The organism is Streptomyces sp. NPDC047061, assembly GCF_040643955.1.
GTDB lineage: Bacteria > Actinomycetota > Actinomycetes > Streptomycetales > Streptomycetaceae > Streptomyces.
This window is the reverse complement of sequence record NZ_JBEYVI010000070.1, coordinates 24974-33748: the sequence shown is the minus strand read 5'-3', so window position 1 is coordinate 33748 and position 8775 is coordinate 24974. Positions and strand designations below refer to the sequence as shown.

7 protein-coding genes and 2 pseudogenes are annotated in these 8775 nt (G+C 71.7%); 5 read left to right on the top strand and 4 right to left on the bottom strand.

Features of this window, described 5'->3' with window-relative positions; genetic code table 11:
• Nucleotides 1–625: 625 nt before the first annotated feature.
• On the bottom strand, nt 626–1750 hold the full coding sequence (locus tag ABZ887_RS48485) for a S8 family peptidase (RefSeq protein WP_361305647.1): 1125 nt from the start codon (nt 1748–1750) through the stop codon (nt 626–628).
• 222 nt (nt 1751–1972) lie between these two features.
• Here ABZ887_RS48485 and ABZ887_RS48480 point away from each other — a divergent pair.
• The 5 genes and pseudogenes from ABZ887_RS48480 to ABZ887_RS48460 form a co-directional block, all read left to right on the top strand.
• A pseudogene (locus ABZ887_RS48480) lies at nt 1973–2293 on the top strand (helix-turn-helix domain-containing protein); the annotation flags it as partial.
• 38 nt (nt 2294–2331) lie between these two features.
• Nucleotides 2332–3318 carry a tyrosine-type recombinase/integrase gene (locus ABZ887_RS48475; RefSeq protein WP_361305653.1) on the top strand — a complete coding sequence of 329 codons (987 nt, stop codon included), beginning with the start codon at nt 2332–2334 and terminating at the stop codon, nt 3316–3318.
• 308 nt (nt 3319–3626) lie between these two features.
• Nucleotides 3627–3938 (top strand): annotated as a pseudogene (locus ABZ887_RS48470) (exonuclease domain-containing protein); the annotation flags it as partial.
• Between the two features lie 259 nt (nt 3939–4197).
• Nucleotides 4198–4764, top strand: coding sequence for a Chromate resistance protein ChrB (locus ABZ887_RS48465; protein ID WP_361305645.1), 567 nt, complete (start codon nt 4198–4200; stop codon nt 4762–4764).
• 26 nt (nt 4765–4790) lie between these two features.
• Nucleotides 4791–5945 (top strand): MFS transporter, encoded by a 1155-nt coding sequence (locus ABZ887_RS48460; protein ID WP_361305651.1) that lies wholly within the window; start codon nt 4791–4793, stop codon nt 5943–5945.
• Between the two features lie 12 nt (nt 5946–5957).
• Here ABZ887_RS48460 and ABZ887_RS48455 read toward each other — a convergent pair whose 3' ends face one another.
• From ABZ887_RS48455 to ABZ887_RS48445, 3 genes are read right to left on the bottom strand one after another with little or no spacing between them, the layout of a single operon-like run.
• Nucleotides 5958–6581: a DedA family protein gene (locus tag ABZ887_RS48455; RefSeq protein WP_361305643.1), complete on the bottom strand. Its 624-nt coding sequence runs from the start codon at nt 6579–6581 to the stop codon at nt 5958–5960.
• A 37-nt stretch (nt 6582–6618) separates the two neighbouring features.
• The gene (locus ABZ887_RS48450) at nt 6619–8007 is read right to left on the bottom strand and encodes an ATP-binding protein (protein WP_361305641.1); all 1389 of its coding nucleotides are present in this window, start codon (nt 8005–8007) and stop codon (nt 6619–6621) included.
• On the bottom strand, nt 8004–8675 hold the full coding sequence (locus tag ABZ887_RS48445; protein WP_361305639.1) for a response regulator transcription factor: 672 nt from the start codon (nt 8673–8675) through the stop codon (nt 8004–8006). The genes ABZ887_RS48450 and ABZ887_RS48445 overlap by 4 nt, the downstream gene beginning before the upstream one ends.
• Between the last annotated feature and the right edge of the window lie 100 nt (nt 8676–8775).

The following is an 8775-nucleotide window of genomic DNA, read 5'->3' as shown; positions in this document are numbered from 1 at the left end:
CGTTTCTTCATGCCTACGACCGCACCGGCATCTCAGTCCGAGCGATCACCCGCACCCGCAGGCTCCGAACGAGATCCGGTTTGCCACAACGCACTGACACCACACCAGGGGAATCGGCTGATGTACCAACGCGGTCAGCCGGTGGCTGGAGTCCTGTCACTCGTGCAGCGATTGATGATGGGAGGGCACTGACCTGGAGTTTCGCGCGGAAATATGGATGTGCCCTCGTTGGCGTCTAACGCAGCACATCGATGAGCGTCTGGCACGGGGTCCTGGCGTCGTCCAGGGCCCGGCGACACGCGTCCTCGCTAGGCACCAGGCGCTGACCGATCCGGGCGGATGAGCTGGGCACCCGAGTCAGGTACTTCTCGTCAACGATGCCGTCGTTGTGAGTGAAGACGTGTCGGGCGGCCCAGGTTTCTAGGAGACGCCGGCTGGACCTCGCGGCATAGATCGGAAGTGTCGGGACCTGCCGGGTCACTTCATCAGCGAGACGATCCGGCTCACCGGGCACTTCCGATGCATGCCGGAGATCATCAAGCGGTCCTCCGCCCGAAGCTCGACCTCGACGAGGCAGGAAGCCGGCGCGATGTGACTGTGCCGGCGGGGCGATCGAGGCAGGTCGTCAGAGGGCGCCGGTGTTGAGCAGCCGGTTGGGGGTGCCGGAGGGGACGCCTCGCAGGACACCAGGGGTGGCCGTGTGGTCGAGCCAGACGTGGACCTCGTTGGCCGTGGCGTGGGGGTGTGCCGACAGGTACAGGGCGATCACGCCGGTTGCGTGCGGCGCGGCCCAGGACGTGGCGCCGTCGTTCTCCGTGGTCGTACCGCCGCCGGCGAGGGCGGCTGTCACCTTCTGGCCGGGGGCGTACAGGTCCACGCACCGTCCGTAGCCCGATCCGTAGGAGCCGCCGTCGCTCCATGCGCGGTCGTTCGAGGTGGAGGCTGCGACGACGATCGTGCCGGGGACACCGGCCGGGGAGTGCTTGCAGGCGTCGTCATGGAAGTTGCCGGCCGACACCACCGTCGGGATCCCAGCGTCGACCATCTTCTTCACGGCGGTCTCCAGGGCCGCCGATCGGTGGTCGAGGTTGAGCGACATGTTCACCACCGCGGGCTTCTGTGCGTGCGTAATGACCCACTTGACCGACTTCACCAAGGCCGCCTCAGCCGCTGCCGGGGAGCCGCCGCCCTCGCTCTCGCACAGGATGCCCTGGACCCGTACGAGCTCCGCCTTGGGCGCCACCCCGTACTTTGCCCCGCCGATGATGCCCGCGACGAACGTGCCGTGGCCGACGCCCGCCTCGCTGAAGCAGTCACCGGAGTCCTTCGGGCCCACGAAGTCGGCGCCGAGGTGGGCGCGTCCGCCGAACTCCTTGTGGCCGATGTCCATCCCGGTATCGATCACGTAGACGTGAACGCCCCCGCCTGTGGCGGTGGTGGTGAACTTCCCGTCCAGGGGCCGCGACCGCTGGTCGAGAATGTCCAGGTTCCACGGCACGTGCCGGGTGATGGGCGACGCTGCGGTCTGCGCGATCCCGGACAGCGTTCCCACGGTGCCGGGAGACGTTGGCGCCGAGCTGGACGACGCCCTGTCCCGGGGGGGCGCCACGGACTGCGTCGTCGCGTGCGCGGGGAGCGATCCGCCGCTGCTCCCGGCGGCCGCGCCGGCTTCCCCGCCGCAGGCCGAGGCCCCGAGCACCGTCGCCATGGCCACCACCACGAGACCGGCCTTCGTCACATTCCGCGTCACTACGTCCCCCACAGTCCTGCTTCGTACACAGTCAGCGCACAAGACGACCACAGGGGGCGGGCGGTTCCGGCGGGGCGTGCGAGTGGGGCGGTCCACGCGCTCGACGGGGGACATGCCTGCCGTCCCTTCACCCGCCCCATCGCAAGACCGACCCCAGCCTGGGGCTCCGCTTGAAGCACCAAGTGGGCTGTCACCCGCTTGCTCCGTACAACGCCGGCCTTCGTGCCGACGACGCCGTCACGCCTTCCTGCTGTGACGCCTCACGTCTCTGACAAGGCCCGTCGACCTGCCCCTGTGACTGGCCGACAGCCCGGCTGCCCCCACTCGATTCCGCTTCCGGGCCCCATCCCACCCCACCTGCACCGTCAAGGACTCCCCACGCCTGCCCTCCTGTTGTCCATTCCCGCTGTCGCCGCCGCCCTGGACGTCGACCGCCGAACCGTCTACCGCTTCATCGCTGCCGGCGACCTGCCGGTCGTCGACCTCCGGACCGGCCCCGGCCGTTCCCGCGTACGCGTCCCCGCCGCCGGGCTCGAAGAGTTCATCAGCAACAGGACCAAGCCCGCGCGTCGGGCGCCGATCTGGAGACCCAGTTCGCTCGCGGCACCCTGCGCGACCCGCGGGCGGGCGAGATCTCTTTCAGTGACTGGCACGACCGGTGGTGGAACGCTCGCATCGTCGAACCCCACACCCTGCGAGGTGACGCCTCCTTCATCAGGAACCATGTCCTGCCCTATTGGGACGGCTGGGAGATGCGGGCCATCACCCGCATGGACGTCCAGAGCTGGATCCGCGCCCTGGTGGAGAAGGGGACGGGGGCCGCCGCGATCAAGAGGGCGTACAACCTGACGTCCTCGATGATGCGCGCGGCCGTCGACGACGATGTCCTCGCGGTCAGCCCCTGCCGCAACATCGATCTGCCGGCCATCGCGGTCAAACCGCCCCAGTGGTTCACGCTCGGCCAGGCACAGAGCATCCTCGATGGACTGCCCTCCGCATGGCGGACGATGTGCCTGCTCGGCTTCTGCACCGGTTTGCGCTGGGGAGAACTGTCCGGTCTGCACCGGCACCGCATCGACCAGCGCCGCTCGCGGCTGTTCGTGGTGGAGGTCGACACCAAGAGCGGCATCAAGGAGTACCCCAAGAGCTCCAAGAGCCGCCGGGAAGTCCCGCTGCCGCCCCATGTCCTGGAGGCCCTCGAACGCCACATTCACCGGCTCGACCGGGACGCCGTGGCGTTCACCACCCTCACCAAGGGCCGGGCCGGCCGTCTCCTCGCCGACAGCAACTGGCGACGGCAGACCTGGTGGCCCACCGCCGAGGCCGCCTACTACTTCGACACCGACGGCGAGCAGCAACTCGTCCCGCACTACCCGCCGCACTCCATGCGCCACACCTGCGCCTCGTGGCAGGTCGAGAGGGGAGTCTCGCGCTACGAGGTCCAGCACCTCCTCGGCCACGAGAGCTTCCAGACCACCCAGCGCTACGCCCACTTGCAGCCGGACGCGCACAAGGCTGTCCTTGGAGCGTGGGAGCGCTTGGACGCTCCGTTGACCATTGCCGCTTAGGCGTTCCTTCGCGCCGTCCGCCATGGAGGGGCGAAGGAACTTTCATAGGCGGGGGCGTGTCCCGGGCTACGGGTGCTGGCCGTTCGTCATGGTGTCGGCAACGGCAACGGTCCCAGCAAAGTCAGTTCACCGAGTGAACGGCTGGCACCGAGGCCAGCCCAACAGAGCAGCAGCTTGTCGGCTTCCCCGCTGACTCTCCGTTACGGATCCGGCGCGAACGGTGCCCGGTGCGTGCGAAAATCCCACCGGTCGATCATCACCGCAGACTGGGCATACCGCCCGCTGCACCCGGGGGAGGGGAGCCTCGTATGGCCGTGCCGGCGTCGAGTCCGAAGTGGCCCACCCTTCCCGACTATCTCCACGACTGGGCGCTGGTGGACGTGGAGACCTCCGGGCTGAGACCCGGCCGGGACCGAGTCCTCTCGCTTGCGATCCTCACGCTGGACGCACGCGGCCGTCGGACGGGGGAGTTCGCCACCCTCCTCGACCCGGGTTGTGACCCCGGTCCCGTGCACATCCACGGACTCACCCCGGCGCGTCTCGCCGGCGCTCCCACCTTCGGGGAGATCGCACCGCAGGTGGGGGCGCTGCTCGGCAAGCGTGTCCTGGTCGCCCACAATGAGGGTGCGCGCAGCACCGGCCGCAGCTTGAAGAGCAGATCCTGGTTGAGGTAGACCGAGGCTGTCAGCGGGTCCTGGGCTGACGGTCGCAAGTGGCTCGTGACGCATACGGCTGCGGCCTTGCTCCCGTTCGCCACGGCCGGAACGGCTCTGGCGGCACGTCGTCATCGGCTCTGCCTGGTTGGGGGGCGACTGGGGCGCTCAACGCCTGAAACCTTGCCGCACACCTTGGAATGTAACGCGTGCTACATTCCGCCGCGTGACTGATCTGGAATCCGGAAGCCGCTGGCTCGTCCTCGTGATCAAGCTGCCCGCAGAGCCGTCCCGGCACCGGGTCGCGGTCTGGCGGGAGCTGCGCAAGGTCGGTGCGCTCTCGCTGGGCCAGGGCATCTGGGCCGTGCCGGACGTCCCGGTGTTCGCCGACGGCGTCGCACGCGCGCTCACGCTGACCGAGCAGGCCGACGGCCACGCGATGACCCTGAACGCCTCCGGGCGCAGCGCCGAGGACGCCGCCCGCTTCCAGGCGCTGTTCACCGCCGCCCGGTCCGCCGACTGGACGGAGTTCCTGGCCGACTGCGGCAAGTTCGAGGCGGAGCTGGCCAAGGAGATCCGGATCGCGAAGTTCACGCTGGCCGAGCTGGAGGAAGAGGAGCAGTCGCTGGAGCGGCTGCGGCGCTGGCACCGCGACCTGACCGCACGCGACGTGTTCGGCGCTCCGGAGGCGGCCGAGGCCGGCGAACGGCTCAGGCAGCGCGCGGCCGCCTGCGAGGACTACGCGGAACGCGTCTTCGCCGCGCTGCACCAGACTCCGGAGGGGGACCGGTGACCGCGCGGCCGGCTCCGCCCCGGCAGATGTGGCCGCTGTACGCGGCCGGGTTCACCACCGCCTTCGGCGCGCACGGCATCGCCGCCAACCTCGGCGGCCACAGCGCGGACGCGGTCACCTCGCTGCTGGTGCTGGGCGGCCTGCTCGCCCTGTACGACGGCGCCGAGGTGGTGCTGAAGCCGGTGTTCGGCACCCTCGCGGACCGCGTCGGCGCCCGCCCGGTCCTGCTCGGCGGCCTGGCCGCCTTCGCCCTCGCCTCCGCGCTGTACGTCCTCGCCGACAGCCCCGGCTGGCTCTGGGCCGCCCGCCTCGGCCAGGGCGCGGCCGCCTCCGCCTTCTCCCCGTCGGCGTCCGCGCTGGTCGCCCGGCTCAACCCGGCCGCCAAGCGCGGCCGGGCCTTCGGCAGCTACGGCTTCTACAAGTCGATCGGTTACACCCTCGGCCCGCTGCTCGGCGGGGTCCTGGTCTGGGCCGGAGGACTGCGGCTGCTGTTCGCGGTCCTTGCGGTGCTCGGCACCGCGGTCGCCGTCTGGGCCGTGCTTGCCGTTCCCGTCGTACCGCCGCTGCCCAAGGACCGGCAGACGGTCCTCGACCTGGCCCGCCGCCTCACCGAACCGGTGTTCCTCGCCCCGACCGCCGCGCTGGCCGCCGCCACCGCGGCGCTGTCGGTCGGGGTCGGGTTCCTGCCGGTGTCCGGCCGCGTGGCGGGGCTGGGCACGGTCGCCACCGGCGCCGCCGTGTCGGTGCTTGCCGCGACCGCGGCACTGGTCCAGCCGCGGGCCGGGCGCGCTCTGGACGCGGGGCGCCTGACGACACGCGCCGGCCTCACCGCCGGGCTGCTGCTCACCGCCGCCGGGCTGGCCTGCGCCATGCTGCCCGGTCTCACCGGCATCCTCTCCGCCGCCGTGCTGACCGGCGCCGGTACCGGGCTGATCACCCCGCTCGGCTTCGCCGCGCTGGCCGCGGGCACGCCCGCGGAGCGCCTCGGCCAGACGATGGGCGCCGCCGAACTCGGTCGCGAACTCGGCGACGCGGGCGGGCCGCTGCTCGTCGCCGCCGTAGCCTCGCTCGCCACCCTCACTTACGGCTACGGGGCGCTCGCGGCCCTGATCGGGCTGGGCGCGGTGGTCGCGCTCGCTCGCCGTCGCCGCGTGCCGGCTGTACCCGAGCCGGAGAGTTGAACGGTCTCCGGGTCAGTCCTGGTGCAGGTGGCGGCGCAGTACGTGCCGGAGGACGAGCGCGGCGACCAGGACGCCGAGGGCGATGAGCGCGTAGAGCTGGTAGCGGCTGATCTCGTCGTAGATCGCGGTGATGTGGCTGCCCGCCACATAGGCCAGAGTCGCCCACAGACCGACCCACAGCGCGGCACCGAGGGCGTTGAAGACCAGGAAGCGGCGCCAGCGCATGCCGCTGGTGCCCGCGATGATGCCGTTGACCTGGCGCAGTCCCTCGACGAAGCGGGCGACGGTGACGATCTTGCCGCCGTGGCGGGTGAAGAACTCCTCGGCCGCCTCGAAGCGCTTCGGCGTCAGGAACACATAGCGGCCCCAGCGGTGCACGAAGGCCCGTCCGTCGGTGTGGCCGATCAGATAGCCGACGTTGTCCCCGACGACGGCGGCGGCGAACGCGATGACCGCCACGGCCACGATGTTCAGGTCTCCCGCCCCCGCGTAGACCCCCGCGGCGATCAGGATCGTCTCCCCCGGCGCGGGCACACCGAAGTCCTCCACGAGGACGACACCGCCGACGGCCCAGTAGCCGTAGTGGGTGAGCAGCGGGGCCAGATGGGCCAGCGGGCCCGGCAGAGGCGGCGCCATGCCCCCACCGTACGCGGCCCCCTGGCCTGTGTGCCGGTCAGCAGGGCAGGGCGAGGACGACGCGGACCCCGCGCTCGGTGTTCTCGGCGTGCGCGGTACCGCCGTGGGCGGTGGCCACCGCCTGGACGAAGGCCAGCCCCAGGCCGGAGCCCTCGCCGGTGCGGCTGGCCTCGGCGCGGGCGAAGCGGTCGAACGCCCGGGGCAGGAACTCCGGCGGGAAGCCGCTCCCCTCGTCCGTGACGCACAGCCGCAGCCCGCCCTCGTGGACGGTGGCCGTGAGGCGGACGGTCCCGGTGCCGTGCCGAAGGGCGTTGTCGACCAGGTTGCCGATGGCGGGCCGCAGCCAGCGGTCGTCGACGTCGACGACCGCGCGGGGGGCGTCGACGGTCACGGCCCGTCCCTCCCGCTCGGCGGTACGCCGATGGGGGGCGACGGCGGCGCCGACGAGGTCGGCGAGGTCGGTGGGGGCCCGGCTGAGGTGCTGGGCGGTGCCGAGTTCCTCCAGGTCCAGCAGGGCGTTGGAGAGCTCGATCAGGCGCTGGACCTCGCTGTCCACCGAGCGGAGCGTCTCGGTGAGTTCGGCGGCGGAGCGGGGACGGTGCAGGGCGACGTCGAGTTCGGCGCGCATCAGGGTCAGCGGGGTGCGCAGTTCGTGACTGGCGTCCGCGACGAACCGGCGCTCGCGTTCGGCGGACGCCGCCAGGCGGTCGAGCATGTGGTTGAGGGTGTGGCCGAGCCGGGTGATCTCGTCGTCGCGGTCGGCGGGCACGTCAAGGCGCAGGTTCTGGACGCCGTCGGCGAGACCGGCGGCACCGCCGCGGTAGCGCTCGACGGGACGCAGGGCGGCGCGTGCGGTGCGGTAGCCGACGTAGGAGGCGGCGATCAGGGTCAGGCCGGAGGCGAGGGCCAGCTGGGCGAGGAGTTCACGCAGCGCCTCGTCGCGGTGTCCGCGTCGGACGGCGACGACCACGATCCGGCCCTGCCCGCCGACCGTGACGCGCTCGGCCTGCAGCCGCAGGGTGTCCGAGGTGATCGGCAGCAGGGAGCCGACGTCACGCCGGACGGTGACTCCGTGCGCGGCGGCGCCCAGCTCGGCCGGGGTCAGCAGCGACCGGCCGCGAAGGGCGTCGCTGGAGACCAGGACCCGGCCCTGTGCGTCGAGGACCTGCCGGAGGCTGCCGCTGGGGCCCGGCGGGAGCTGTCCTTTGGCCCGTACGGCCTGGTCGAGGCTGCGCTGGTACGTGGTCAGGTCGTCGTTCAGCTGCCGGTCCAGGGCGGCCTGGACCCGCCAGTAGACCAGGCCCGCCGCAGCCGCCAGCACCAGCGACATGGTGACGGCGACGGCCAGTACCAGACGGGCGACGACGGGCAGCCGCCGGAACCACGGCCAGGACAGTCGCCGCAGTCGCCCGGTGGGACGGCTCACGGGGCGGTCTCCAGGCGGTACCCGCGTCCGCGCAGGGTCGTGATCGTCGTACGGCCGAAGGCCCGGTCGACCTTGCCGCGCACCTTGGAGACGTGCACGTCGATCGCGTTGCTGCGCAGGTCGGTCTCGCCGTCCCAGACCTCGTCGAGCAGCTGGAGCCGGGTGACCACGCACCCGGCGTTCTCCATCAGCACCCGCAGTACGTCGAACTCCCGCCGGGACAGCTCCAGTTCGGCGTCCGCCCGCCAGGCCCGCTGCTGCTCGGGGTCGAGGACGAGGTCGCCGACCCGCAGCCGCCCGGACGACTCGGGGCGCCGCCGGGATATCGCCCGCAGCCGGGCCAGCAGCTCCTCCATCGCGAACGGCTTGACCACGTAGTCGTCGGCGCCGGCGTCGAGCCCGGCCACCCGCTCGCTGATCGCGCCACGCGCGGTGAGCAGGATCACGGGAACGTCGATGCCCTCGCCGCGCAGCGTCCGGCACACCTCGACGCCGTCCATGCCGGGCAGCATCACGTCCAGGAGTACGGCGTCCAGGCGCGGATCGCGGGCGGCGGCGAGGCCGGAGGGCCCGTCGTAGCGGCCCTCGGCGGTGTGGCCGGACTCGGTCAGGTAGCGGACGACCAGATCGGTCAGGCGGGTCTCGTCGTCGACGACCAGGCAGTGCATGCCGGTCAGGCTAACCGCGCGCCCGGCACACCACGGCCACCGGGAAGGCTTCATGGTCTGTTCATGTGACATCCCTACCGTCCTTCAGGTCGCGGTGCAC

Coding starts and splice junctions, on each gene's coding strand:
- ABZ887_RS48460 (WP_361305651.1), top strand. CDS start 4,791: ATGTGGCCGCTGTACGCGGCCGGGTTCACCACCGCCTTCGGCGCGCAC.
- ABZ887_RS48445 (WP_361305639.1), bottom strand. CDS start 8,675: ATGCACTGCCTGGTCGTCGACGACGAGACCCGCCTGACCGATCTGGTC.
- ABZ887_RS48455 (WP_361305643.1), bottom strand. CDS start 6,581: ATGGCGCCGCCTCTGCCGGGCCCGCTGGCCCATCTGGCCCCGCTGCTC.